At 63.6% G+C, this 23,749-nt stretch carries 25 protein-coding genes; 9 read left to right on the top strand and 16 right to left on the bottom strand.

Features of this window, described 5'->3' with window-relative positions; genetic code table 11:
- Positions 1-62: 62 nt before the first annotated feature.
- Positions 63-323, top strand: coding sequence for a hypothetical protein (locus LMTR3_RS21200; protein WP_065746968.1), 261 nt, complete (start codon positions 63-65; stop codon positions 321-323).
- A gap of 87 nt (positions 324-410) precedes the next feature.
- On the opposite strand, the gene LMTR3_RS21195 is transcribed toward LMTR3_RS21200, so the two are convergent.
- Complete coding sequence (locus LMTR3_RS21195) at positions 411-749, bottom strand: phasin family protein (protein ID WP_065747347.1); 339 nt, start codon at positions 747-749, stop codon at positions 411-413.
- Between the two features lie 396 nt (positions 750-1,145).
- Here LMTR3_RS21195 and LMTR3_RS21190 point away from each other — a divergent pair, with 396 nt between their 5' ends.
- Complete coding sequence (locus tag LMTR3_RS21190; protein ID WP_065746967.1) at positions 1,146-2,981, top strand: D-alanyl-D-alanine carboxypeptidase; 1,836 nt, start codon at positions 1,146-1,148, stop codon at positions 2,979-2,981.
- 255 nt (positions 2,982-3,236) lie between these two features.
- On the opposite strand, the gene LMTR3_RS21185 is transcribed toward LMTR3_RS21190, so the two are convergent.
- The 4 genes from LMTR3_RS21185 to LMTR3_RS21170 form a co-directional block, all read right to left on the bottom strand.
- Positions 3,237-3,965: a DnaJ domain-containing protein gene (locus LMTR3_RS21185; protein WP_065746966.1), complete on the bottom strand. Its 729-nt coding sequence runs from the start codon at positions 3,963-3,965 to the stop codon at positions 3,237-3,239.
- An 85-nt stretch (positions 3,966-4,050) separates the two neighbouring features.
- Positions 4,051-4,815 carry a vWA domain-containing protein gene (locus LMTR3_RS21180; RefSeq protein ID WP_065746965.1) on the bottom strand — a complete coding sequence of 255 codons (765 nt, stop codon included), beginning with the start codon at positions 4,813-4,815 and terminating at the stop codon, positions 4,051-4,053.
- A gap of 108 nt (positions 4,816-4,923) precedes the next feature.
- Positions 4,924-5,823: an alpha/beta fold hydrolase gene (locus tag LMTR3_RS21175; protein WP_065746964.1), complete on the bottom strand. Its 900-nt coding sequence runs from the start codon at positions 5,821-5,823 to the stop codon at positions 4,924-4,926.
- A 346-nt stretch (positions 5,824-6,169) separates the two neighbouring features.
- Positions 6,170-6,955: a helix-turn-helix transcriptional regulator gene (locus LMTR3_RS21170; RefSeq protein WP_065746963.1), complete on the bottom strand. Its 786-nt coding sequence runs from the start codon at positions 6,953-6,955 to the stop codon at positions 6,170-6,172.
- A gap of 107 nt (positions 6,956-7,062) precedes the next feature.
- On the opposite strand from LMTR3_RS21170, the gene LMTR3_RS21165 reads away from it, so the two are divergent.
- Positions 7,063-8,145, top strand: a complete 1,083-nt coding sequence (locus LMTR3_RS21165) for a zinc-binding dehydrogenase (protein ID WP_065746962.1) — start codon at positions 7,063-7,065, stop codon at positions 8,143-8,145.
- Positions 8,146-8,168: 23 nt separating this feature from the next.
- Here LMTR3_RS21165 and LMTR3_RS21160 read toward each other — a convergent pair whose 3' ends face one another.
- Positions 8,169-9,104, bottom strand: a complete 936-nt coding sequence (locus LMTR3_RS21160) for a division plane positioning ATPase MipZ (RefSeq protein WP_065746961.1) — start codon at positions 9,102-9,104, stop codon at positions 8,169-8,171.
- A 335-nt stretch (positions 9,105-9,439) separates the two neighbouring features.
- On the opposite strand from LMTR3_RS21160, the gene panC reads away from it, so the two are divergent.
- Positions 9,440-10,291: a pantoate--beta-alanine ligase gene (gene panC, locus LMTR3_RS21155; protein WP_065746960.1), complete on the top strand. Its 852-nt coding sequence runs from the start codon at positions 9,440-9,442 to the stop codon at positions 10,289-10,291.
- Positions 10,292-10,310: 19 nt separating this feature from the next.
- On the opposite strand, the gene LMTR3_RS21150 is transcribed toward panC, so the two are convergent.
- From LMTR3_RS21150 to LMTR3_RS21135, 4 genes are all read right to left on the bottom strand, one after another.
- Positions 10,311-10,751, bottom strand: coding sequence for a DUF1489 family protein (locus LMTR3_RS21150; protein WP_057845841.1), 441 nt, complete (start codon positions 10,749-10,751; stop codon positions 10,311-10,313).
- A 56-nt stretch (positions 10,752-10,807) separates the two neighbouring features.
- Positions 10,808-11,782: a hypothetical protein gene (locus LMTR3_RS21145; protein ID WP_065746959.1), complete on the bottom strand. Its 975-nt coding sequence runs from the start codon at positions 11,780-11,782 to the stop codon at positions 10,808-10,810.
- Positions 11,783-11,933: 151 nt separating this feature from the next.
- Positions 11,934-12,137: a hypothetical protein gene (locus LMTR3_RS21140; RefSeq protein ID WP_108517906.1), complete on the bottom strand. Its 204-nt coding sequence runs from the start codon at positions 12,135-12,137 to the stop codon at positions 11,934-11,936.
- A 291-nt stretch (positions 12,138-12,428) separates the two neighbouring features.
- Positions 12,429-13,085 carry a glutathione S-transferase family protein gene (locus LMTR3_RS21135; RefSeq protein ID WP_065746958.1) on the bottom strand — a complete coding sequence of 219 codons (657 nt, stop codon included), beginning with the start codon at positions 13,083-13,085 and terminating at the stop codon, positions 12,429-12,431.
- 103 nt (positions 13,086-13,188) lie between these two features.
- Between LMTR3_RS21135 and LMTR3_RS21130 the strand changes: the two genes are divergently transcribed.
- Positions 13,189-13,866 carry a DUF599 domain-containing protein gene (locus tag LMTR3_RS21130; RefSeq protein WP_065746957.1) on the top strand — a complete coding sequence of 226 codons (678 nt, stop codon included), beginning with the start codon at positions 13,189-13,191 and terminating at the stop codon, positions 13,864-13,866.
- Between the two features lie 246 nt (positions 13,867-14,112).
- Positions 14,113-14,931: a phytanoyl-CoA dioxygenase family protein gene (locus tag LMTR3_RS21125; RefSeq protein WP_065746956.1), complete on the top strand. Its 819-nt coding sequence runs from the start codon at positions 14,113-14,115 to the stop codon at positions 14,929-14,931.
- 269 nt (positions 14,932-15,200) lie between these two features.
- Here LMTR3_RS21125 and tolA read toward each other — a convergent pair whose 3' ends face one another.
- From tolA to mgtE, 4 genes are all read right to left on the bottom strand, one after another.
- Positions 15,201-15,986: a cell envelope integrity protein TolA gene (tolA, locus tag LMTR3_RS21120; protein ID WP_349643816.1), complete on the bottom strand. Its 786-nt coding sequence runs from the start codon at positions 15,984-15,986 to the stop codon at positions 15,201-15,203.
- 114 nt (positions 15,987-16,100) lie between these two features.
- Entirely contained in the window at positions 16,101-16,919 is an 819-nt protein-coding gene (locus LMTR3_RS21115) for an aldo/keto reductase (RefSeq protein WP_065746954.1), read from the bottom strand.
- Positions 16,920-17,135: 216 nt separating this feature from the next.
- On the bottom strand, positions 17,136-17,474 hold the full coding sequence (locus tag LMTR3_RS21110; RefSeq protein WP_065747346.1) for a helix-turn-helix domain-containing protein: 339 nt from the start codon (positions 17,472-17,474) through the stop codon (positions 17,136-17,138).
- A gap of 143 nt (positions 17,475-17,617) precedes the next feature.
- Positions 17,618-19,051 carry a magnesium transporter gene (mgtE, locus tag LMTR3_RS21105; protein ID WP_065746953.1) on the bottom strand — a complete coding sequence of 478 codons (1,434 nt, stop codon included), beginning with the start codon at positions 19,049-19,051 and terminating at the stop codon, positions 17,618-17,620.
- A gap of 105 nt (positions 19,052-19,156) precedes the next feature.
- On the opposite strand from mgtE, the gene LMTR3_RS21100 reads away from it, so the two are divergent.
- Together LMTR3_RS21100 and LMTR3_RS21095 are read left to right on the top strand one after the other, a co-directional pair.
- Positions 19,157-19,639, top strand: a complete 483-nt coding sequence (locus LMTR3_RS21100) for a polysaccharide deacetylase family protein (protein ID WP_502686659.1) — start codon at positions 19,157-19,159, stop codon at positions 19,637-19,639.
- Between the two features lie 131 nt (positions 19,640-19,770).
- Positions 19,771-21,117, top strand: coding sequence for a polysaccharide deacetylase family protein (locus tag LMTR3_RS21095; RefSeq protein ID WP_065746951.1), 1,347 nt, complete (start codon positions 19,771-19,773; stop codon positions 21,115-21,117).
- A 69-nt stretch (positions 21,118-21,186) separates the two neighbouring features.
- On the opposite strand, the gene LMTR3_RS21090 is transcribed toward LMTR3_RS21095, so the two are convergent.
- Together LMTR3_RS21090 and LMTR3_RS21085 are read right to left on the bottom strand one after the other, a co-directional pair.
- Positions 21,187-21,561, bottom strand: coding sequence for a hypothetical protein (locus tag LMTR3_RS21090; RefSeq protein ID WP_028345561.1), 375 nt, complete (start codon positions 21,559-21,561; stop codon positions 21,187-21,189).
- A 462-nt stretch (positions 21,562-22,023) separates the two neighbouring features.
- On the bottom strand, positions 22,024-22,449 hold the full coding sequence (locus tag LMTR3_RS21085) for a hypothetical protein (RefSeq protein WP_176721962.1): 426 nt from the start codon (positions 22,447-22,449) through the stop codon (positions 22,024-22,026).
- Between the two features lie 279 nt (positions 22,450-22,728).
- Between LMTR3_RS21085 and LMTR3_RS39430 the strand changes: the two genes are divergently transcribed.
- On the top strand, positions 22,729-23,553 hold the full coding sequence (locus LMTR3_RS39430) for a hypothetical protein (RefSeq protein ID WP_245319964.1): 825 nt from the start codon (positions 22,729-22,731) through the stop codon (positions 23,551-23,553).
- Positions 23,554-23,749: the final 196 nt, after the last annotated feature.

The raw sequence follows: 23,749 nt of genomic DNA, 5'->3' as shown, positions 1-23,749 counted from the left end.
GAGCAAGGTTAATCGTTTCTGCCGGATTTGACAAAGGACGGCGACGGCCCGTTTAGCCGCCGTTGAGCATACCGGGGAACCGCTGGTATTCGAACGCGTCGCAGATCGATGCCTGCCAAAAGATCCTGTGCGAAAACGCCAAGGCGGCCGAGATCACGGTCTACACCGTCCAGGTCAATACCGGCGGGGATGCCGAGTCTGCCGTGCTCAAGGGATGCGCCAGCAGTCCGGATAAGTTCTATCACATCAAGTCGGCCGACCAGACTTTGACGGTGTTCAATTCGATTGGACAGTCGCTGGCCAAGCTGCGCGTCGCGAAATAAGCGCCTCATCGAGGCGGAAAGAAAAAAGCCCGGCCGTAGCGGCCGGGCTTTTGTTTTTCGAAGTATGGACCCGCGAATTACTGCGCGTTAGTGCGCGGCCGGGGTGAACTTCGCGACCAGGCCTTCGTAGGGCTTGTAGGCCTGCTTGGCGAGGTCGGTGTAGAGGCCGGCAATCTTCTGCGACTCCGCGACAAAGGTTTCGTAGGAAGAACGCGCAAATTCGGTCTGGGCTTCGAGCGCCTTGTCCAGCGACTTCACGCCGGAGAGCTTTTCGACAAACGACTTGGTGTCTTCGAACGATTTCTTGGCGTAGTCGCCGTAAGCAGTGGCGATCGCCTGAACGCCGCTCTGCAGGTTGGTTGCGGAAGCGGCAACCGATTCGAGATGCTCTTTGCCGTAGTTCTGAATGTCTTCAATTTTGACCATCATGGAGTCCTTTCCCAGACTGCGCGTTCCGATTGCCGGGAGGTCCCGGCCCCCTGACCAAGGCCTCTATATGTGCACCGCACAATAAAGTCAAGAAATCTTGTGCGTCGCACAAATGCGCCCAATTAACGGAAAACCCGGGGTCTTACGCAACGGTTAATTAATCTTTTGGAAACTCGCTCCGCCTAACCTGATTCCTGGACTGGTTCGCGTTCCGACAGACAGCCCGAAAGCTGTTTGTGAACAGCATCTTAGCTAGAAAAGCGACCTGATCGGCCACTCCAGCCTCGTGTCATGGCCGGACCAGCGCTTCGAACGGGGAACCATCACCGGCTGGTGGGCACAATTTTGCCTCACGAGCCGGTGATCAAGACAGAAATTGGGACGGGGAAGTAAATGCTTCGTACAACCTTGGCTTCCTCGCGCGCATTGCGAGTGTGCGCCCTCGGCCTCTTTACCTTCACCACGGCAATACTGATCTCGAGCGAGAGCGCCGAAGCCCGCCGCTACAAGCACCGCCGCCACCATCACGTCGCGCGCGAAAGCTACAGCCCGCAATTCTCCTCCATCATCGTCGACGGCAATTCGGGCGCGGTGCTCGCCTCCAACAATCCCGACGGTATCCGGCGCCCGGCGTCGCTGACCAAGATCATGACGCTCTATCTGCTGTTCGAGCGCCTGGAATCCGGCAAGATGAAGCTCGACACCGAGATGGAAGTCTCCGAGCACGCCTCCGAGCAGGCGCCGACCAAGCTCGGCCTGCGTCCGGGCCAGACCCTCAAGGTCGAGGACGCCATCAAGGGTCTTGTGACGCGTTCCGCCAATGACGCCGCCGTTGTGGTCGCCGAGGCGATTGCCGGCGATGAAGCCGAATTCGCCAGGCTGATGACACGCAAGGCGCGCGCGCTCGGCATGAGCAAAACCACCTATCGCAACGCCTCCGGCCTGCCCAACGACGAGCAACTGACCACCGCCCGCGATCAGGCGACCCTCGGCCGCGCCATCCAGGATCGCTTCCCGCGCTACTACCGCTACTTCGCGACCTCGGTGTTCAATTATCGGGGACAGTCGATCCGCAATCACAATCGCCTGCTCGGCAATGTCGAAGGCGTCGATGGCATCAAGACCGGCTACACCCGCGCGTCAGGCTTCAACCTCGTAAGCTCGATGCGCCGCGGCAACCGCCACCTGATCGGCGTGGTGCTGGGCGGCCGCAGCGGCGGTTCGCGCGATGCCACCATGCGCAACCTGCTGGCCGAAAACCTCGAGAAGGGCGCGACCAAGCGTACCGTCGTTGCAATCACCGAACGCAATCCCGCCGACGGCACCGTCGATGTCGCCGCAGCCGAGACCGGTGCACGTCCGGCCGAAACGGCTCAGTCCGGCGGCGCCGAACCCGGGCCCGCCGCCATGCCGGCCACCCGCTCGATCGCGCCGGCCAAGCCGTCTCTGATGGCGGCGGCTGCCGCTGCCCTGCCTCCGCCGCCCACCAAGGTCGAACCGAACAAGTTCGAGCAGCAAGTCAGGCCCGAACCCGCACCATTGACCAACGGCGTCATCCAGACCCAGGCGATATCAGCGATCCCCGGCTCGGCTGAGCCGATGAAGCCGGTCAAGGTCAAGACGGTTCAGGTCAAGGCTGGACCGATGAAGCTCGCTTCAGCCGGCCCCTCGCAGCCCGCGGCGCCGCCGATCACCAACACCATTCCGGCCCGCCCTGAAATCGCCGAGACTTCCAGTGCCGTCGTCGCAAAGGCCGCGGAGACCAAGACCGAAGCCGCCAGGGTCGCGATGCCGCCGCAGCCGGCCAATCACGGTACCGGACAGGGCGTGCTCGGCGTGTTGCCCGCTTCCAGCCTGACACAGATCCCCTCGCAAGCCCCGCACGCGCAGGCGCTGGCCTATGCCGATCCGGCCCCCCACGCCCAGCCGCCGGCCGTCCAGCAGAACAGTGCCGCCAAGCCGGCCGCACCGGCGGCGGTCCGCACCGGCTGGATCATTCAGGTTGGTGCGCTCGAAAGCGAAAGCGAGGCCAAGCAGCGGATCGATCTCGCCCGCGCCAAAGCCAGCGCGCTGCTCGGCAAGGCCGATCCGTTCACCGAGCCGGTGGTCGCCAAGGACAACCGCACGCTCTACCGGGCCCGCTTCGCCGGCCTCGAGCGCGATCAGGCCGAAGCGGTATGCAAGACCCTCAAGCGCGCCGACATTTCCTGCATCACCGTTCGCAACTGATCCGGACGCCTCTTTGAATTTGGCAAGGCCGGCGCCGCAGGCGCCGGCTTTGTTGTTTTCCAAACACAGTCGCGACGGCTCTCGCGAGATCACGCCCAAGGCGGTCCGCGAAAACTTCTCGTCAAGAATTTCCGGTTAGGTTTCCCTGCAATGAACGATCGACCACGCCGGACAACGGCGGGCGATATGGGGCGTCAGTCAGAGAACGGCATGGAAGCAACTCGCGGTTTGTAGCGTCGGTGGCGTGAGCCGGAGTTAGCTGAAATGCGTGCGAAGAAGAGTATCCTTGGCCTCGTTTACGCGGGCAGCGAGGTACGTCGAGCCCCCCTGGTCGGGATGCAGTTTCTTCATCAGGGCTCGGTGCGCCCGGCCGATGTCGTCACGCCCCGCCCCCGGCTGCAGGCCAAGGATCTGATAGGCTTCCTCGTCCGTCATTTTTCCGCTCGCCGCCGTGCGGCGCTGCCCCCCTGCCGCATCGCCCTGCGCGTTCTGACGCCAAGCGGGAAACCGGCGGTCAAGATAGCTTTCAAGTAAGGCGACGCTCTCGGCGTCGAAGGCCGGTATCATCGCGATCAATTGCGGCAGGTCGAACTCGCCGAGCGAACGCCCGGCATTCGGCCCGTCCACGATCCGCCCCGACAGTTCGCCGCTGTCGTGATCGAGACTCATGTCAAGAAATTGCGAGCGGACGCGCGAGGCCTGCCCCGACGAACGCTGCGCGCCGCCGCCGAAGATCCCGCCGATATTGCTGAATCCGCCCGGCCCGAACGGCGACCAGCCGAGCAGGCCGGCGCCGAAGATGCCGAGCGGAATTGCCACCGCAAGCTCGCCGCGCAGCCCGGTGAAAGCTGCGACCGCCAGCGCCACCACGCCGCCCACGATCTTGATCGCGCGCGCGAGCACGACCGGGTTGGCTGCACGAAACATCTGCAGCAGCAAGTACAGAAGGACAACGGCGACGACGCCGGCAATCAGGGTTGCCATGGCTCTAATATAGCGGCACTGGCGCCGAAAAGCATGACGTTCGGCACCTTCTCGCGCCCCGGTGATCCGGCAACCAAAGTCGTAATCACTTCATCTGGCCGATCAGTGCGGCCGCGCCGCTTGTGGTCTTCGACAGCCGCAGCAGCGCTTCGCGCCCGCCGGCGGCGTAGGCTGCGGCGGCGCGCAGCAGCTCGCGCAACTGCGCCGCGGCGCCGGGGTCGAACCTGCACCATGCGCCGCCGGTGAGCCGCGCAATCTCCCGGAACGCCTGCTCGGCGGTCGGGTCGTGGCCTTCCTGGAACATGAACACGGGCACCTTGAGCAGGCCGAGCTCGCCAGCCTTGGCGCAGAGGTCGTCGACGGACTCCTCCATGGCGTCGCCGACAAACACCATGGCGCGCACGCCGGACGCCACCGCCTCGCGGCGCGCTTCCGACAGCACCTTGCCGATCTGGGTATTGCCGCCCTGGCAACCGATCTTGCTCATCAGCCGTGCCAGTTGCGCGGAATCGGAGATCCAGCTCGTGGCGCGGCATTCGTTGAAGCCGCGGTAATAGACCAGCCTGATATCGAGGCTGCCGAGCGAGGCTGCCTCGCGAAACATGTCGGCCTGCAGCGCGCAGGCCATGTCCCAGGTCGGCTGCCGGCTCATGGTGGCGTCGAGCGCAAACACCAGCCTTCCCCTGGCGTCCGGGCGATGCGGCGACATCGCGCGCGCTTTCGCCACGAAGGCTGCGATGTCCTCCGACGCCGACGGCTTGGTCTCCGGCAACGGGCCGCCTTTGCGCGCCTCGGCTCTTGCCGAAGCAACATCGCCTGCCGATTTGGGTTTGGTGGGTTCGCCGGCCATGAGCGCTCGCGGATAAACAGCAAGCTCTATGTGGGACGGCGATCCGCGCCGGTCAATGCGAGGAGACAGTGACGCAGTAGCCGCGCACGCAGGATGATGGTGGGCCGCCTAGTTCGTGACCGGCTTGTTTTTCGGCGCGGGATTGCTGGCCAGCGGAACGGACAGCGGCACCGGTCCCGGGCTGCTGGTCAGAACGTCCGGTACCTTGGTCGGCACGGGCTTCAACACATCACTCTTGTCGGACTCCTCAAGGAACCTGTCGAGCATCGACCGGATCGAGGATTTGGCTGCGTCAGGGCCGGTGTCGCGCATATCGTTATGCTGGAAGCCGGTGTTCACGACGGTGATGCCGGCCTGCTCGCACTGCTCGTCGTCGGGCACGACGCCGGGGTCCGCCTTGAAATGCGTGTCCTGGGAGCGGAACGACAGGATCTTGAACTTGCCGTCGGTCAGGAACGGCACGCGCAAATTGTCCAGCGTCACGACCTTTTTGATCTCGTCGGGATACTGCTTGGCGAAATACATCGAGATGTCGCCGCCCATCGAATGGCCGACCATGGTCACCTTGTCATAGTCGGCATTGGGCTGGATTTTCTTCATTTCGTGGACAGCGAAATGGATGTTGGCGACGCCGCGCTGAATCTGCGGCAGACGGCCTACATAGGGTTCACCGATCTTGGTCACCATCGGCGGATCGGTCGGTAGATCGTGCTGCGGGCTGACCGCAAGATAGCCACGCCAGGCGAACACCGTCGACAGGAATGAATACTCGGTGTTCTTGACGGTGTTGCCGTGATTGAGGATCGCAACCGGCAGCTTGATCAAGCCGGCATTGGCCTGCATTTCCTTGTCGCGGCGAACGGCGATACTGACCGCTACCAGACGATTGTCGCGGACGGGATCATGAAACGCGATTGTCTCGTGCCGGATCGCCCACTTGTTCGCGGTGACATACGCGACAGCGACCAGCACGGAGAGTGAAAGCAGAACGAGAATTCCACGTTTCATATTTGTCTTCGTCCTCGCGCCCGCTAGGGGCTCAACCCTGTTTGAGACTCTTTCGGTCCCTTGTTGATGATATATGTCACGATGGCGTGACATAAAGGCCAAATGTTGTGTATTGACCGCCTGATCATTGTGCGATGCACCCATCAACTGTGCAGCCCACTCAGTTCCACAAATTCGACCTCTTTTTTTACTACGACGTCTCCTTTCAAGCTTCGGTTCGAACATCCGATAAAAGTCTAGTGAAAACGGCGTAGTGCAGGACCGGTTCCCGGGAACTCGCTGCGTCCCGGTGCGTCACAATGCGTCACGGTGCGTCAATACCAGCGGCGGGTCCTCAGAGGGATTCTTAAACCGTCGTGTAGATGACAAGCTTCAAGGCCGGGTCGTCATTGGCCTGGAAACTCGCATACTCCAGTTTGAGCCGCCCCTTTTTGGGATGGGTCAAGGATTTCCGTCCTGCCGCGACGCCGCTGACGTCATGGGCCTCCCACCAGCCAATAAATTCCGGACAGCCTTCGCGAAGGCGCGCCAGCAAGTCGCGAAAGGCTGGATCGCCGGCCCACAGGTCATGCGTCGCCCTGAACTGGGCAACCATGCGCTGCGCCTCATCCGCCCATGAAGCACCGAACAGCCGCCTCGTCGCGGGATTGGTCAGTACGGAGAGCAGGCTGTTGCGGTCGCCTTCCGCCAGCCGGCTGAACGCAAAGATTTCGTCGGCGGCCGCATTCCACGCGAGGATGTCCCAGCGCCGGCCGGTGACATAAGCCGGCAGATAGAGTTGCTCGACCGTGCGGCGGACGGCGGGCGGAACGGTCTCGCGGACAAAGGCGCGCCGGTCGGCATTTTGCGTCAGCTCTCTCAGATGCCGGTGTTCGGCCCTGGTCAGCCGCAGCGCGCGCGCCAGCGCATCGATTGTCGCTTGCGAAGGGCTGACGGATCGTCTCTGCTCGAGACGGATGTACCAGTCGACGCCGATGCCGGCGAGGTCGGCCACTTCCTCCCGCCGCAGGCCGGGCGTGCGGCGCCGCCGGCCGCCGGCCAGACCGACCGCCTTCGGCGTCAGCTTCTGCCGCCGTGAGCGCAGGAAGTCGCCGAGTTCGCTTTGCCTTGAATTCTTGCCTGGTTCTGCCATGCGCGCCGCGCCCCCGAGGAAGGGTTCTTCAGTCCTAGGATAATACCAGGTCTTGTTGAGGCGATGAAGCCTGCGAGAATGCGGCTTCATCGAAACGAGGAGGCCCCATGAAGGCTGCCGTTCTGAACGCGTTCGCATCGCCGCTTGCGATCGAGACCCTTCCCGACCCGCTGCTCGGCACCGGCGAGGTCATCGTCGATGTCATGGCGAGCCGCGTGCTGGCCTATGCCAACGAAGCGCTTAGCGGGCAGCGGAAGTACCTGATGGAACTACCCATGGTGCCCGGCCCCGGCGCGATCGGCCGTGTCCGGGCCATCGGCCCCGACGCGACCCGCCTTCGCCCTGGCGATTGGGTCTATTGCGATCCGACCGTGCGCTCGCGCGACAACGCACTATCGCCTGACATCGCCCTGCAGGGCCTCACCGCCGGCAGCGAAGGCGGGCTGCATCTGCAACGCCATTTCCACAACGGCGCCTGGGCCGAGCAGATGCGCGTGCCGACCGAAAACGCGGTTCCGATCGGCGACATCGATGAGAAGGATGCTGGCTGCTGGTGTGCGCTCGGCACCCTGCTCGTACCCTTCGGCGGCTTCCTTGCCGCACAACTGCAAGCCGGAGAGATCGCGCTGGTCAACGGCGCCACCGGCAGCTTCGGCAGCGCGGCCGTCGCGGTCGCATTGGGGATGGGCGCGCAATGCGTGGTCGCGACCGGGCGGAACGAGCAGGCGCTGGCTGAGCTGACGCGGCAGTTCGGTGGGCGCGTCCGGACCGTGCCGATGCGCGGCCACGAGGCCGACGATCGCGCCCGCATCCTGCAGGCGGCGCCCGGCCCGATCGACTGCGTGCTCGACATTCTCCCGCCGGCAGCCAACGCCGCGCAGGTGCGAACCGCCATCATGGCGGTGCGGCCTCACGGCCGGGTGGTGCTGATGGGCGGCGTCGGCATGCCGGGCGGCGCCGGCCTCGATCTGCCCTACGCCTGGATGATGCGAAACTGCATCACCCTGCAGGGGCAATGGATGTACCCACCGCATGCGGCCGTGCTGATGACCGGCCTGATCCGCGCCGGCCTGGTCAATCTCGATCATTTTGAGATCACCGCGTTCGGTCTCGACCGCGCCAACGAGGCGGTCGCGCATGCCGCCGCACACAGTGGTCCGTTCAAGATGACGGTCATCCAGCCGCGATAGGCCGAGCCGGCTGCCGATGGAGATCAGGCGCTGATGATGTCGCCGATGATGTCGTGGACTTCGAGAGGCTTGTCGACCTGGGTGAACCATTCGGCGCGGTTGGCGGCGCGGCGGCGGCCGCGCTCGTCGAGCGGCAGCTTGAGCTGGCGCAGCAGGCTGGTTACTTCCTCGCGCGCCGTGACATGGCCCATGCTGGGCCGGGTGCCGAGGGTAGCCTCGTCGATATTGTCCAGGGCCGTGAGTCCGCGCGGGAAGAATTCGCGGTAGACCACCCGCTCGGCGAATCCATCGATGGAACGGAAGCCGAGCCGCAGCGAAAGGTCCTTCAGGCTGTCGGCGACGAGCTGCTTGTTGCGCGATCCGATCATCGACAGGCGGTTGCGCACCACGATCCAGTCCGTGGTGGCGCCGTCGAGCTGGCGGCGCTTGCGCCTGGTGTCGCGCACCATCTCCGCATAGTGGCTCTCGCCGGTTACCGTGTAGGTTGCAGGATCGACGGTGCCGAGCACGTCGAAATCGAGGAAGCTGTCGTTGATCGGGGTCACCAGCGTGTCGGCCATCGAATGCGCCAGCCGCATCAGGTAGGAGTCCGAACCGGGCGTATCGATGACGATGAAGTCGAACGCGCGCTCGACCGAGCCGACCGCCGCCGCGAACTGCTGGAACTCGGAGTTTTCGTTGTCGGCGATCTGCATCGTCTCGCCGAGCTTGATGCAGTAGTGCACGGGGATTTCGAGATCGAGACCGGTGCGGCGGGCCCACGCGCTCCGGTTGGCGATGTAGCGGGTAAAACTCTGCTGGCGGCAGTCGAGGTCGATGGTGGCGACGCGCTGCCCGGCCTTCAGCAGGGCAACAGCAATATGCAGGGCGGTGGTGGATTTTCCGGAACCGCCCTTCTCGTTGCCGAGCACGACGACATGCGCCGAACCAAATTGACCCTGACTCGCCTGAAGCAACATGATTCAACCCCCGCTCGATATCTTCAAATCACAGCGCGGCTGCGGTCAAGTGAAATGCGTGACGACGCATTCAATTCGCTCGCGGTGTGTCTTAATCATGAATCCGATGGTGCGGATTTCGTTCCGTTGCAGCGATCTGCTCGCAGCCTTTTCAACCAGCGAGGCGCACACATCTAGCTTTCGCGTTGAGCTGCCGCAGGCTTGCCATTCCCGAGTAACGTTGCCCGAGTAACTTGGCGGCAAAGCTCTGGCCTTATAAGGTCGGCGCGCCCGCCGAAAGTATCGGGGCCACCGGCTCCCTCACCCCGTCACAAGTTGCAAGAGATCGAGGCAAGATGTCGCGAAGTCCCATGGTCGTCCGTACCGTTCCCGCATTGCGCCGCGCCGTCGAGGCCTTGCGCGCCCGCAAGGCCGCCGTCGCGCTGGTGCCGACCATGGGTGCGCTTCATGACGGACACATGTCGCTGGTCCGGCTCGCCAAGCGGCGCGCACAGAAAGTCGTCGTCTCGATCTTCGTAAACCCGACGCAGTTCGCGCCGACGGAGGATTTCGGCTCATACCCGCGCACCTGGAAGGCCGACCTCGCCAAACTCACCGCCGAGAAGGTCGATCTGGTCTGGAATCCGGACGTCAAGGCGATGTACCCGGACGGCTTCGCCACAAGGATCGTGCCCGAAGGTCCGGCTACCGCCGGGCTCGAGGATCGTTTCCGGCCGCATTTCTTCGGCGGTGTCGCCACCGTGGTTGGCAAGCTGTTCATGCAGGTTCGGCCGGACGTCGCGATCTTCGGCGAGAAGGACTTTCAGCAACTGCGGGTGGTGACGCAGATGGCCGCCGATCTCGACCTCGGCGTTAAGGTGATCGGCTCACGCACCGTGCGGGAACGCGACGGGCTGGCGATGTCCTCGCGCAACGTCTACCTCTCGGCCGAGGAACGGCAGACAGCACCGACGCTCCATCGCGCGATGAAGGAAAGCGCAAAACGGCTGAAGGCCGGCGAGGATTTCGAGGCCGCGATGGCGGCCGGCCGCGAACTGATCACCGCCGCCGGCTTCGCGCTGGACTATTTCGAGGCCCGTCACGCCGGGACGCTGGCACCGATCGCATCGACCAAGGAAGGACCGGTGCGGATCCTCGTCGCCGCGAAGCTCGGCACGACCCGCTTGATCGATAACATCGGCGTTTAAGACGTAGCCGCAGCCCCGGTCAGAGCAGTCCCAGATCGCGCAATTCGCGCCGCATCGGTTCCGGCATTGCGGCAACGCCGGCGGCGGCGGATTTGGTGAGGTCCGGGGGGGCTGCGTCCTCGGTCAAATAGCGCCAGCCCTGGAACGGGCGCATCGGCCGCGGCGAGACTGCAAACACCTTGGGCTGCATCACCAGGCGGCACCGCCCGATACCGTCCTTGTCGCGGAACGGTTCGATCGCGACGATTTTTTCGCGGGCGGCGATTTCACCCTTGATGACCCAGTAGAGCGAGCCGCCGGCGAGGATCTCGCCGTCGCGCTTCGGCGTCATCCGCGTGATGTGGACGTGACGAAGCGGCAGGCCCTTTTTCTTGGCGGTTGCCATGCGTTCGGCAACCCACCCTTTGAGTTCTTTGACCGACTCGCAGCCAACGGCGAGCTTGATGAGATGAAGAGGCATGATCCCGCCGATGTAGCGGCCCAGGCACGCTTTGAAAAGATCACTCCTTGCGGAGATCACTGCTCGTTGTCGGCAGCCCCCGAAGCCGACGGCGCGAGCTGGACCGGCGCCGCAGTGGACGGCCGCTTCGGCGCCGGCGGCGGCTTCTTGGCAGCGGTCAGCGCTGGCGAGGGTGATGCTGATGGTGCCGGCGGCGCCGCGGCCGGTCGCGGCGCGGCTGGCCGGGTGGGCGCAGCAGCGGCCGGTGCCGACGGCTTCGCCGGCGGCTCGGGCGTCATGATGCTGACCGGCGGAGTAGAGGCCGAGGTCGGGAATTCGGCATTGGTCGGCTTCCCCGTCGGCTGGGACGGCGGTAGCGCCGCCATCACGCCGGCCGCGGTCTGCGGCGGCGCGTTCCACGACGCCGCGTGGCGCATGACCAGGCTTTCGTAGACACGGTCTTCCATGTTGGCCGCGACCTGGCGCGTGTCGGTCAGCGAGCGGAACGCGCGGCAAGCCGCCGGCGTACAACGGTCGCGCGCCGTCAGCACATAGGCCATCAACCCGTAACGGTCGCGCTCGACGGCGCGGCGCAGCGCCAGCAAATCGGAGCCGGCTCCCTTGTTCGCGGTGGCGACATCGCCCAGCGAGGTCAACAGGGTGATCTGCGAGGCGGCGTAGGCAACCGCCGCCGCCACCGACTCGGCCGAACCGAACAGCACCTTCTCGCATGCGGCGAGGACGGCATCACCGGCGAGCTCGTCGATACAGGAAAGCTGCGGCAATGCGGCGGTGGCGGTTGAAACCGGCCGTGCCTCCGTCGGCTGAACCGCATTTGCCGTGCTGAAACCGCGGAAGGTCACGGCTCCCGCGACGCCGATCGCCAGCAGCGTGATGAGCGCCAGCACGCCGTTGGCCACGGATCTCTCCGAGCGCAGCAGCGTGATCAGCACGACAACCCCGACAAAGCCGGCCGTGGCCAGCGTCAGGTACAAAGGAAGGTTCGGCGAGCGCCAGATCTGATCCAGCGAAGCAGCCCAGGCCCAGTTCATGCGCAGTGTCCCTCAACGCAGCATCAAACGCGATCGAAAGGCGAATGCGTCTTTATCGCATTCGCTTTTCGGCAGAATGGTTCTGCGAACGGGGCCTTTTGACGGCGCTTCGAATGGAACTCCGTCAGCCGGCTGCTTGCGCACAACTGTTTCAGGAAATCGCGAGCTGACTTTCCTTGGCGACCCGTTCGAAAGCTTCGGTCGAGCTTTTGATGCGATACTGACAGTCGTCGCCATCGGTCGGCAGCAGCCGGATCACCTCATAGGTGCCGCTGGCGGCCGGACGGGCCACGTTGCTGGCAGTAAAATAGACAGTCTCTCCAACGGAGTACTTATGCTTCAACGCCCTCTCCATTACGCAAGAACGCCAGCCGCGCTCACGGTCCCGCTAGCTTTCGGCCGACTTGAGAACCCTGCGGCAACCTAGCACAGGCCATCGCCCAAAAGCCAGCGGCATCGAGGCATGGCAAATGCGCAAATTCTGCATGTTTTTCAGGGCGATACTCGCCAATCCAGGCGGTTCCCGGTCATCCGCCTACCTGGCATCGAAGTCGTCTTTCCCAAAATCGGACAGTCCGGCGGCAGATTGATCGAGGGGGCCGCTAGCCGCGGGCGGAGCCGCAGGACCCGCCGGCCCGCTCCGTCGTCAGACCGTCTCGAACCGATCGATGACAAGTGTTTCGGCAAGGCCGGCGCGGGTCCATTCCTGGAATGCCGGCAACGACATCATCGCATCGAAATAGTGCCTCGCCTCGCCCGTGACCTCGATCGCATAGGTGCGAAAGCGATGCACCACCGGCGCAAACATCGCGTCTGCCCCGCCGAACGCGCCGAACAGGAACGGTCCGTCCTTGCCGTAACGGCGATGACAATCGGACCAGATATCCTGAATGCGCGCCACATTGGCGCGTGCATCGTCCGACAGATCGACGGCACCGATCGGGCGGTGCAGGTTCATGCCGCATTCGTTGCGCAGCGGCATGAATCCCGAATGCATTTCCGCCGAAATCGAACGCGCATGCGCCCGGCGGGCGCGGTCTTCCGGCCACAGCTTCGCCTGCGGGAATTTTTCGGCGAGATACTCGATGATTGCGAGCGAATCCCACACCGTGACATCGCCATCGATCAGCGTCGGCACCTTGCCCGAATCCGAAAAGCTCAGGATCCGGTCCTTGTCCGCCCTGTCGTTGGTGTAGAGCGGGATGAACACCTCCTCAAAGGGGATGTCATTGGCGCGCAGCGCCAGCCATGGCCGCATCGACCATGACGAATAGTTCTTGTTGCCGATGACCAATTTCAACATTTGCGGGGGAAATCCTGTTGGGACCGGCATCTTGCCATAGTGCACGGCACACGTCCAACCTGTACATCACGATCGCGCAAGCCATCATCGGAGATGCCGCCACATGGGCGCTTATTGGGTCGATATCGCCGCCGTCGCCTTCTTCGTCGTCGAGTGGCTGGCCTATGGCTTCACGCTCGAACACACGGCTTACGGCCGCGACAGTCTGTCGGCGCGCATGAATGCCTACCGCGAGGTCTGGGTGCGCAACATGCTCGATCGCGAGGCACGCATGGTCGACATGCAGATCATGGCCTCGCTGCAGAACGGCACCGCCTTCTTCGCCTCCACCAGCCTGATCGCGATCGGCGGCGCACTGGCGCTGCTGCGCGCGACCAACGACGCCTTGGCTGTGCTTCGCGAGTTGCCGGTCGATCTCACCCCCTCGCCGGCGCTTTGGGAGATCAAATGTGTCGGGCTGATCCTGATCTTCATCTACGCCTTCTTCAAATTCGCCTGGTCGTATCGCCTGTTCAACTATGTCGCGATCCTGCTCGGCGCGATGCCGCCCTCGTCGCAGCGCGACACGGCGGAAGCAGAAGCCCATGTCATGCGCACGACGCGCCTTTTCGAGGCGGCGGGGCGGCATTTCAATCGCGGCCAGCGCGCGTTCTTCTTCGCGCTCGGCTATCTCGGCTGGTTCGTCAGCCCCTGGCTGTTGCTGATCACGACCGCACTCGTCGTGATCGTGACCTGGCGGCGGCAATTCGCCTCGAACGCCTGGCGGGCAATGGGGAACTGACGGGCCGGTGGCTTTGTTGATGCCGCAAACCGGCTGTGTTATTTCTCCGGTCACCATGATGATGATCCGCATCTTCAAAATCGCTTCGGCCTTTTTCCTCAGCCGCTGACGGCTTGCCCGCGCCAGCGGGCGGAAACGAGCGCGTTTGTGCCGTTCTCGGCGCCAGCGCGATTCAAAGGACCGAATGAGCCGACCCATTCTCGCTGCGCGCGATGATGCTGGCTGGCCAAGCGATATGAGGATTTCATGCCTTCTAATACAATTCGACACGTGCCCGCGCTCAGCGACGCACAACTGAATCAGTTTGTTCAAGACGGGTTTGTCCGACTGGACAACGCTTTCCCTGAACAGCTTGCCGAGGAAGGCCGCGCCATTCTCTGGCGCGACACCGGATGCGATCCCTTCGACAAGAAGACCTGGACTCGACCGGTGATCCGGCTCGGCTATTACGGACAGGAGCCGTTTCGGCAAGCGGTAAACACGCCGGTGCTCCACGCAGCCTTCGATCAGCTTGTCGGGCGCGGCCGCTGGTGGCCGCGCGCGGACCTCGGCAGTTTTCCGGTGCGCTTCCCGCATGCCGAGGATCCCGGCGATACCGGCTGGCACGTCGACCTCAGCTTCCCCGCCCCGTCGGACGATCCAAACGAGCGCAACGATTTCGCCTCGTGGCGAGTCAACGTGACATCGCGTGGCCGCGCGCTGCTGATGCTCTTCCTGTTTTCCGATATTGGCGAACTGGACGCGCCGACCCGTGTCCGGGTGGGCTCGCACCTCGATATGGCGCGACTGCTCAAACCTGCGGGAGAAGCCGGCATGTCGCACCTGATGCTCGCCGACGTGGCGGCCGAGCGTCCGGAAGCGCTTGCCGTCGGAAAGGCCGGCACGGTCTATCTATGTCATCCTTTCCTGATCCATGCTGCGCAGCCGCACCACGGTTCGAGCCCACGCTTCATGGCGCAGCCGCCACTGCATCCGGCCGAACCTATCCGGCTTGAACGGGAGGACGGCGAATATTCGCCGGTCGAAACGGCGATCCGGCGCGCGCTGCAGGAAAGCCCGAATTGAGAAGCGAACTGATGCCGCCCGGGTTGGGAGCCCCGAACCGGGCGGCATTCGCGAAAGTTGCTGGAGCATGATGATTTTTGGTTAGACCGATTTGGCCGCAGACGTGCTTCACCTCTCCCGCTTGCGGGGGAGGTCGGCGCGAAGCGCCGGGTGGGGCTCTCTCCACTCGGGCAGTATCGCCTGCGGAGACACCCCCACCCCAGCCCTCCCCCGCGAGCGGGAGAGGGAGCGCACCTTCTTCGTGGTCGCAAACCTAATTTCATCATGCTCTAGCCGCTCGTAAAATCCTGCGGCGTAAAGCTGAGATCGAGCACCTTCCATTCGCCGTAGCGATCTACCGGCAGCATGGCATAGGGCTGGCAGGCCGAAAGCGCGCGGATGGCGCCCTGCATCAGCAATGGTCCCTTCATGGAGGCGCTGGCCTCGATCAGGATCGGTTCCGCGGCGAGCCTGCCGTCCGGCGTCATCACGACGCGCAGCTTGACCCTGACGTCGTCGTCGGTGCCCGATAGCGAGGCCGGCAGTTTCGAGCAGGTCTTGAGGTGCCTCCGGAATTCCGCGATCAGCGTGCTCGAGATGTCGGCGGCTTCGGTCGCCGGCCCATCGAAATTGTCGTCGTCCTTGTTGCGGGCTTGCGTCGGTGCCTGCGGCTGCAGCGAGAGGTCGGGCGGCAAACCCAGCAGCACCTGGTACTTGATCGAGATATCCGGCTCGGGCGGCGCGTACGCTGGCGCCGCCGGTTGCGATGGTGGCTGTGCCACCGGCTGAGGCGAGGCAGCGGGCGGCGCAGCAAGCGCAGCCTGCTTCTGCGGCGGCGGCCGTAGCTGCCCTGATGGCGGAGGTGGACTGGCAGCGGCAGGCGTTTCCAGTAGCGAGAAATCAGGCTGCGGCGTTGGCGCCGGATCCGCCCTGGTCTCAACGGCTTGCTGTTCGGCCGGCTTTGGCTGCTCGGGAATTTCCTGCGGCGTAACGATCTCGACCGGGACCTGCTCGGCGGTCACCGAGCCGAACGGATGCACCTCCGAAAACAGCAGGAACAGCGTCAGCAGCGACACATGTGCGACTGCCGACGCCGTGATCTCAGTAGGTATGATCCGCCGAAGCTCCATCGTACCGAAATGAGGTTGGTCTCTTACGGTCGCCAGAATAGCGTTCGGCGGCGCGGTTCCTCAATCCCATTTCGGCGCGAAGCCGAAATCCGTGAGCCGGCCGCCGGCGCTGCCCATGGCGGAGATCTCCTGCATGTCCTCGTCCGACAGCTCGAAATCGAAGATCTCGATGTTCTCCGAGAGCCGTTCGAGTTTCGAGGTGCGTGGAATCGCCGCCACGCCTTGCTGCACCAGCCAGCGCAGGGAGATTTGCGCCGCCGTCTTGCGATAGCGGTCGCCGATCCGCTGCATCGCGCGATCGTTCTTGATGCGGCCCTTGGCGACCGGACTGTAGGCCACCACGGCCATGCCGTGGCGCGCGCAGGCTTCCCTGACCTTGGTCTGGTCGAGATAGGGATGGAATTCGACCTGGTCGCACGCCAAGGGCTCGGGGCACGCCGCCACCGCCTCCTCGATCAGTGCCACGGTGAAATTGGATATGCCGATGTGGCGGGCGAGGCCCTGCTGTCTGACCCGTGCCAGCGCGCCCAGCGTCTCCACCAGCGGCACCTGCGGGTTCGGCCAGTGCAGCAGCAACAGATCGACCTCGGTCAGGCGCAGCCGCACCAGGCTTTCCTTGGCGGAACGTTCCAGATCGTGGGGCGCGAAATGCGAGGGCCAGACCTTGGTGGTAATGAAAACCTGATCGCGCTTGACGCCCGCAGCCCGCAGCCCCTCACCAACCTCGCGTTCATTGTCATACATCTGTGCGGTGTCGATATGGCGATACCCCAGCCGCAATGCCTGCTCGACGAGCCGCGCGCAGGTGCGTCCGCGCAATTCCCAGGTGCCCAGCCCAATCGCCGGAATTTTTGCGCCATTGGCTTCGACAAATAGCATTGGTTGTATCCGCGGACCGTCCCCATTATGGGCTGCGGAAACAGCCGTGCCAACAGATAGCGCTTGGGGCGGAGCGAATTCCGGTGCGCGTGAAGAAGCGCACCAAAATAAGCGCTAGAGCGTTTTCCAGCGAAGTGGCCGCCGGTTCGCGTCAAGAAAACGCGTCAAAACAAAAACCTAGAGCCCGGTTCTGATTCAATCAGAACCGAAAAGGCCCTAGGCCGGTGACGGTTCCGTGGCCAGCGCGGCGAAAACGGTTTCCGGCGAATGGGCGATCACCGCGAGTAGCGCCCGCGCCGGCCCGCGCGGCACGCGCTTGCCCTGCTCCCAATTCCGGATGGTTTCGACGGGCACGCCGAGCCGTGCCGCGAATTCGATCTGGGTCAGGCAGGCGCGACGACGAAGGTCGCGCACGGCGGGCAGCCCGGCGATTTCTCCCGGCGTTGCGTCAGGTATGACGGTCTCAGTCGAAGGCAGCGCTGGCGCGAGCGGGAATTCCTGCCCGTCCCGCAGTTCGACGATCCGCCCGTCCGCTTTCAGCCGCAACCGCTGCATGTTGACCTCGTGGATCAACATCATCGGCGAAGCGCCTTAAGGTCCGATTAACGATAAATGACCTCGTTTTGACGGGTTTTCTTCACGAGCCGGAATCGACCACGGATCAAGTCCGAGGGCATGCTTTGCTTGAAAACGCTATGCTACTTCAGCCCGAACCACAGCGTGGCGATGCCGAGAAACGAGAAGAAGCCGACCACGTCGGTGATCGTCGTGACGAAAGTTCCCGACGCCACCGCCGGGTCGGCGCGCACCCGGTCCAGCACCATCGGGATCAGGATGCCGCCGAGCGCGCCGGCCACCAGGTTGCAGATGATGGCGAGGCCGATCACGACGCCCAGGCCGGGGATCTTGAACCATGCCACCGCAGCGACGCCCGTGATGACGGCAAAAGCGAGACCGTTGACGAGGCCGACCATCGCCTCGCGCATGACGACGCGGAAGGCGTTGTTGGAACCGAGTTCGCGGGTCGCCAGCGCCCGCACCGCCACCGTCATGGTCTGGGTCGCGGCGTTGCCGCCCTGGCTCGCCACGATCGGCGCGAGCACGGCGAGCGCCACCATCTTCTCGAGCTGGCCCTCGAACAGGCCGAGCACGGAGGACGCCAGAAACGCCGTCGCCAGATTGACCAGCAGCCAATTGAATCGGCCGCGCGCGATGGTCCAGACATTGTCGGACAATTCTTCGTCGCTGGTGACGCCGCCGAGCGCCTTCAGGTCTTCATCAGCCTCTTCCTCGATGACGTCGACGACGTCGTCGATGGTGATGACGCCGACCAGCCGGTTGGTGGTGTCGACGACGGGGGCCGCAACCAGATTGTACTTGCCGAACATCCGCGCGACCTCTTCCTGGTCGTCGAGTACCGAGACGCGACGGCGGTCTTCCTCGATCAAGTCGACAAGCGGCACCGGGCGGCGTGCCCGCAACAGCGTGTCGAGCGAAACCGCGCCCTGCCAGTGCTGTTCGGAATCGACCGCGTAGATCTCGTAGAAGCGGTCAGGCAGATCGGGCGTGTCGCGCATGTAGTCGATCGCCTGCCCGACCGTCCAATCCGGTGGCACCGAGATAAACGCGGTCTGCATCCGGCGGCCGGCGGAATTTTCCGGATAGAGCAGCACGCGCTCGATCGCGACGCGTTCGGGCGGCGGCAGCCTTTCGAGGATCTCTTCCTGGTCCTCCTCGTCGAGGCCCTGGAGCAACTGGACGGCGTCGTCGGACTCCAGTTCGCGAACGCCCTCGGCAACTGTTTCCGGCTCGAGCTCCTCGAGGATCTCCTCGCGGACGGCGTCGTCGACCTCGTTGAGCGCCGAGAAGTCGAAATCGGTGCCCGTGATCTCGACGAGGGTGACGCGGTCCTCGGGCTCGAGGGCCGCGATCAAATCGCCGAGATCGGCCTCGTGTAGTTCCGCCACCACCTCGCACAACAACGGCCGGTCGGCAGCATGGATCGCGCGCGCAATCTCCTCGACAAACTCGCGGCGGAGCTGCCCCTCCTCGTCCCGCATCAACAGATGATCGAGCACCGATCCCTGGCCCGGTCGCGCTTCGGCTTGGGCAACGTCGATATTCTCGGCCATGCCACGCCTCGCCAGTTTGACAGATTGAGGGAACTTGTCTGAGTTACGCTGCACGCTTACCCAATCGGCAACACCCAGCGCAATGCCAAATATGTCCGATCGCAAATGACCCGACATTTCAGTGCGGCACCGTTCATGGCGGCCGCGACATTGATCACCTTCGTTGCGGCAGCGACGGCTGCCGAATGTCCCCGCAAGGACGCGCTCGGCACCTCACGCGTTCTCGCGGTGGATGCCGCCACCTACCCGCGCGTGGGCCTCAAGAGCTTTCCGCAGACGCTTCCGCTGGAAGACCGCGAGGTGGTGCTGACCTTCGACGACGGACCGTGGCAGCCGACGGACCAGAAGATACTGGCGGCACTGGCGCAGGAATGCGTGCGCGCCACCTTCTTCCTGCTCGGAAGGCGCGCCTCCGAACATCCCGAACTGGTGCGAAGAATGGCCGCCCAGGGCCATACCATCGCGCACCACACAGCGCAGACCGCGGCGATGCTGCCGGCCTTTCTGCGCTACCTCCGCGACAATCACTACCGCGTGGTCCACCTCGTCCCGGCAGATGCCAAAACCGTGTCCGGCAAGGCACATTAGAGCCAAAATCGGCATGAAGTTCAGTCGATTAAAGCACGATTCATCGCGTCTCGTGTAAGCATGGCCCGCCTGAAAGATTGAACCTTGGTGCTGGTCGTCGGAACCAAGGGTTGGAATGAAGCCGGTGTTCAATGATTGTTAGCGTATTCGAAGGCCCCCGAGCGCGGCCATGGGCCGCCTTGTGGATGGGAGCGCTGGCCTGCCTCACCGTCCAAACAGCCTCCGCCGCCGAGTGCCCAGGTCGTCCCGACGCCATCGGCACATCACGCACCATCGTGGTCGATCCGCGCGCCTATCCCATCATCGGCACCATGCAGTATGGCAAGACGCTCCCGCTCGAAGACCATGAGGTTGTGCTGACCTTCGACGACGGACCGCTGCCGAAATACAGCAACCAGATTCTCGATATTCTCGCCGCCCATTGCGCGAAGGCGACCTTCTTCCTGGTTGGCAGCCAGGCCAACGCCAATCCCGAAGGCGTGCGCAAGGTGCGCGATGCCGGCCACACGGTGGCCACCCACAGCCAGAATCATCCCGCCGGCATGGATCGCCTGCCGTTCGACCGCTCCAAACAGGAGATCGAACAAGGCATCGCATCGGTGACCGCGGCGCTCGGCGACGGCACCGCGCCGGCGCCGTTCCTGCGCATTCCCGGACTGCGCCGCACCAACGAGATCGAGGAATTCGCCGCTTCCAAGGGACTTCAGCTCTGGAGCGCCGATTTCCCGGCCGATGACTGGCGCGATGTGTCCGCCGCACGCGTTTATGAGCTCGCGCTCAAGCGGCTGGAGGCCAAGGGAAAAGGCATCCTGCTGCTGCACGACATTCAGCCACGCACGGTCACGGCGCTGCCGAGAATCCTGAGCGAACTGAAGGCGCGCGGCTATCGCATCGTCCATGTGGTGCCGGCGACGCCGGAGCGGCCGGCGACGCCGACCGAGCCGCAGCAATGGCAGTTGCGTCCGCCGTCGGAAGTGGTGGCGATTTCGCGCTGGCCGAAGGTCTCGAAATTCGCTGCTGCCGGCCCCGCCGCGCTGCCCGCCCCGGCCTTGTCCAATCTCGACTGGCACACGGCCGATCCTGGTGCGCACACCCGGCGACGCGGGCGCGGTGCACCCCTGCCACCGGCAACGCCGTGGCCGCGCCAGACGAGTTTGCCGCCGGCCGGCACGCTGGCCGCGCTACCGATTCCGGCGGAGAGTATTTTCAAGATCCCGGAATCGACGCGCGTAGCCATGCTGGCCTTGTCCGCGCGGCGAACGACGTCGATTGTGCAAGTTCGGTCAACGGAAGTCTCCTCGGCAAGCCTCGCCGGGAAATCCCGTCGCCACGACCGCGCAGCGACCGCTCAGCCGCCGACATCAGCCGGACAGACCGTGCAGGCGCCGGAGGGCGCCAGCGGGACCGCGCCGAAGCCGGCGGCACAAGCCAAGCGGAATGCGCGGTCGGTTCGCGTTGCGGGCTTGAAAAAGCGCTGATCGGTTGCGGTCCCGGCCGATCCGTTTTCCTGACGTCGGGCGCCGCTCGCCCGCCATCGCGACAAAGGCTCAACTGGCCACGATCTTGGCAATGCAGAGCAGGATGACGATGGCGAGAAACAGCAGGTCGATATAGGCCTTGATCTCGCCGGCCTGGCGGAGCCCGCTGACTTCGGCGATCACCTGCTTGCGCGTAGACGTCGAATTCGGCCCCTCGCCCAGCGCCGCCACCAAACGGCGAGCCTCCAGTTCCAGCCGTTCGATGCGCTGGAAGAAGTGAAACGACCGCAGCGCGGAAGCCGCATGCATGCCGGCATAGACCAGCACGAGAACCGCGACGACCACGCGATGCTGGTACTTTTCGAGGAAATTCAGAGCAAAATAGACCAGCGCCAAGAACACGAAGTTGGAGAGGAATCGATAGGCGTAGCTCAGAAACAGCATGAAGATGCTCCGGGTGGTCTTGGTAGTCTCGAACGTCTTGGAAGCGCCGAACCGCGGCGAAGCCAGCGGGAATCAGCAGCCGGCCGGCCCATTCAGTTTACGCGAACGGTGCGACGGCAGGGGCATCAACCCGCGCCCCGTCCCACAGGAATTGCGGCGGCGTGTCATTGCGGACACGCACCCGCCTCACCCGGGCCGATTGTGCAAGGGAAAACCTGCAACTTTGATGCGGACCTGCCTGATCAGGCGTGCGGCCATCGCAGCACCGATGTCGCGCGATCCCGACTGCCGGATATCGCAAAGAGAACCCGCCATTTGCGACGGGTGCGAGTCTAGGGAGAGACTACAAAATAAGCTGATTCGCGGCACCAGCGTGTACCGCAATTCACACACACAATTCGAAAAACGGGTCTTCCCATCGGGACGACAAAGCTGGTCGATGTTCCGGATACCTCAAGGCGGCTATGGCTTGCCTTCGATCATCTTCAGTTTGACGGTCTCGCAGGTCTTGCGAACCTGTTCCGTGAAGATCGAGCATTCCTCGATGCGCTTGAAGATCTTCTTGGCTTCCTCACGATACGAGGCCGCGGTATCGCGCATGAAGGCAATGGCATTATGCACTTCGGCGGTCATTGCCTCGCATTTCTTCGCCGCGTTGATCAGCTCTGCTCCCATTGCTTCGATTTCCTTGGCCGCGGCTTCATAGTCGCGTACGACGGCCTCGGCTGTGAGCGCGCCCACGCGTGTAACGCCCTCTTCATGCTCGACGTAATCCGGCATCGGCCCCGATGGGGCCACCCTGATCGCAGGAAGGCTCCCTACCACATCCTCCTCAAGCTTGGCTAAATCCAGCGGCGCAGTTTTGTGAAGTCGTTCGATACTCGCCATCGGTCATTCTCCATCACTCGATGAAAAACCCCAGCGCATGAGCATGGCGACCGATTCGTGGCGAAATCCCGCATGGAAGAAAGCAACGAAAAGGCAGACGTGTGAATGCAAGCACCGTGGGATGGTGTCGAGGCGCTTCTGTTGAGAAGAAGCGACACCGGCTCACGCATTAACCATGCCGGCTCATCACGAGCGCGCGGCGATCGACGCTTAATGCGCATTTAACGGTTTTGCATCATTGATTGATGTTCCAGCGCAACATCTTAGACGCCGCAAGAATTGCGGGCAGCACTCAACCTCTTTCAGGAGGATCGATTGAGGACGCTCCTTATTTGCGCGCTGGCTGTCGCCTTGGTCGGTTGCAGCAGCCAACAACCAACACAGCCATCCTGCGTTGGCCTGAACCCGTTAGCCTGCCTGACTGCGGTTCATGTGCCGATCGAACCTGAGTCGTATGAGAGCGATTCTGCCGCAACGAAACCCGTATCCGCCGTCGCCTTGCGCGGTGACAGGCCGCCCCGATCTCACGCGGACCACGCGGTCCGTCGAACACCCAAGCCGATCAAGGTCGTGGCGAAAGCTGCCATTCCTGTGCCGGTTCCTTCTCCGCAAGCAAACCAGCAGACGACAGGCAATGCCGTTGCTGCCCAGGCGCCTCCAGCAAGCGCCACCGATCCGCATCCAACGACTGACGTTCCGCCGACCCGAACGACAGAGGAGCAGGTGGCGGCCGCATCTGCCGTCGCGGAGCGAATGTCGGTCCCGACATTGGATGCATCGCTGGACGCTCTCGTGGCCGTCCTCGTGGCAGGTCCCGACGTCAAGTCGGTCTCCGACCTGACCGGTAAGACGATTGCGATCGACGATAGATATTCCGAGTCGTCGATGAGCCGCGTCAGGACCGCGATGGCGGTAGCGGGTGCATCCGACGTCCAACTGAGCAAAGGTCAGACCACGGCGATCAGCCGGCTGGTCGGCAAAGAAGTTCCGGCCGCGGTCGTCGGGTTAGTCTCTACCAGAGCCGCGGACAGCTTTCCTGAGATAGCGCGATACAAGACGTTCCAAATCCCGCTCAAAGCTCGATCGAGCCCGGCCAAGCCGTGACGGGTTTACCCCCTCCGCAGCCGTGACAGGAATGTTATCCTCACCGCAGTTCTTCGCGATCGACCGGAGACTGAACTCTGCTCATAAGAGACGCTATCGGCTCCATAGTCGCGCGCGATTGCCTTGCCCTTGCAACGGCGGCTTTCCTGGCTTGCGACGGAGAATTTCCATTCCATCTCAATTGCTTAACCGCAAT

Origin of the sequence: Bradyrhizobium sp. LMTR 3, from assembly GCF_001693485.1 — a bacterium.
Lineage (GTDB): Bacteria > Pseudomonadota > Alphaproteobacteria > Rhizobiales > Xanthobacteraceae > Bradyrhizobium.
This window is presented reverse-complemented; position numbering and strand designations above follow the sequence as displayed.

What these genes read in the sequence shown, in the direction of transcription:
- LMTR3_RS21130 (WP_065746957.1), top strand. Translation starts at nt 13,189, where the DNA reads ATGGGCGCTTATTGGGTCGATATCGCCGCCGTCGCCTTCTTCGTCGTC.
- LMTR3_RS21160 (WP_065746961.1), bottom strand. Translation starts at nt 9,104, where the DNA reads ATGTTGCTTCAGGCGAGTCAGGGTCAATTTGGTTCGGCGCATGTCGTC.
- LMTR3_RS21165 (WP_065746962.1), top strand. Translation starts at nt 7,063, where the DNA reads ATGAAGGCTGCCGTTCTGAACGCGTTCGCATCGCCGCTTGCGATCGAG.
- LMTR3_RS21195 (WP_065747347.1), bottom strand. Translation starts at nt 749, where the DNA reads ATGGTCAAAATTGAAGACATTCAGAACTACGGCAAAGAGCATCTCGAA.
- panC (WP_065746960.1), top strand. Translation starts at nt 9,440, where the DNA reads ATGTCGCGAAGTCCCATGGTCGTCCGTACCGTTCCCGCATTGCGCCGC.
- LMTR3_RS21125 (WP_065746956.1), top strand. Translation starts at nt 14,113, where the DNA reads ATGCCTTCTAATACAATTCGACACGTGCCCGCGCTCAGCGACGCACAA.
- LMTR3_RS21175 (WP_065746964.1), bottom strand. Translation starts at nt 5,823, where the DNA reads ATGAAACGTGGAATTCTCGTTCTGCTTTCACTCTCCGTGCTGGTCGCT.
- LMTR3_RS21170 (WP_065746963.1), bottom strand. Translation starts at nt 6,955, where the DNA reads ATGGCAGAACCAGGCAAGAATTCAAGGCAAAGCGAACTCGGCGACTTC.
- LMTR3_RS21180 (WP_065746965.1), bottom strand. Translation starts at nt 4,815, where the DNA reads ATGGCCGGCGAACCCACCAAACCCAAATCGGCAGGCGATGTTGCTTCG.
- LMTR3_RS21115 (WP_065746954.1), bottom strand. Translation starts at nt 16,919, where the DNA reads ATGCTATTTGTCGAAGCCAATGGCGCAAAAATTCCGGCGATTGGGCTG.
- LMTR3_RS21190 (WP_065746967.1), top strand. Translation starts at nt 1,146, where the DNA reads ATGCTTCGTACAACCTTGGCTTCCTCGCGCGCATTGCGAGTGTGCGCC.
- LMTR3_RS21095 (WP_065746951.1), top strand. Translation starts at nt 19,771, where the DNA reads ATGATTGTTAGCGTATTCGAAGGCCCCCGAGCGCGGCCATGGGCCGCC.
- LMTR3_RS21185 (WP_065746966.1), bottom strand. Translation starts at nt 3,965, where the DNA reads ATGGCAACCCTGATTGCCGGCGTCGTCGCCGTTGTCCTTCTGTACTTG.
- mgtE (WP_065746953.1), bottom strand. Translation starts at nt 19,051, where the DNA reads ATGGCCGAGAATATCGACGTTGCCCAAGCCGAAGCGCGACCGGGCCAG.
- LMTR3_RS21145 (WP_065746959.1), bottom strand. Translation starts at nt 11,782, where the DNA reads ATGAACTGGGCCTGGGCTGCTTCGCTGGATCAGATCTGGCGCTCGCCG.
- LMTR3_RS21135 (WP_065746958.1), bottom strand. Translation starts at nt 13,085, where the DNA reads ATGTTGAAATTGGTCATCGGCAACAAGAACTATTCGTCATGGTCGATG.
- LMTR3_RS21100 (WP_502686659.1), top strand. Translation starts at nt 19,157, where the DNA reads ATGACCCGACATTTCAGTGCGGCACCGTTCATGGCGGCCGCGACATTG.
- LMTR3_RS21085 (WP_176721962.1), bottom strand. Translation starts at nt 22,449, where the DNA reads ATGGCGAGTATCGAACGACTTCACAAAACTGCGCCGCTGGATTTAGCC.
- LMTR3_RS21140 (WP_108517906.1), bottom strand. Translation starts at nt 12,137, where the DNA reads ATGGAGAGGGCGTTGAAGCATAAGTACTCCGTTGGAGAGACTGTCTAT.
- LMTR3_RS21090 (WP_028345561.1), bottom strand. Translation starts at nt 21,561, where the DNA reads ATGCTGTTTCTGAGCTACGCCTATCGATTCCTCTCCAACTTCGTGTTC.
- LMTR3_RS21110 (WP_065747346.1), bottom strand. Translation starts at nt 17,474, where the DNA reads ATGCAGCGGTTGCGGCTGAAAGCGGACGGGCGGATCGTCGAACTGCGG.
- LMTR3_RS21150 (WP_057845841.1), bottom strand. Translation starts at nt 10,751, where the DNA reads ATGCCTCTTCATCTCATCAAGCTCGCCGTTGGCTGCGAGTCGGTCAAA.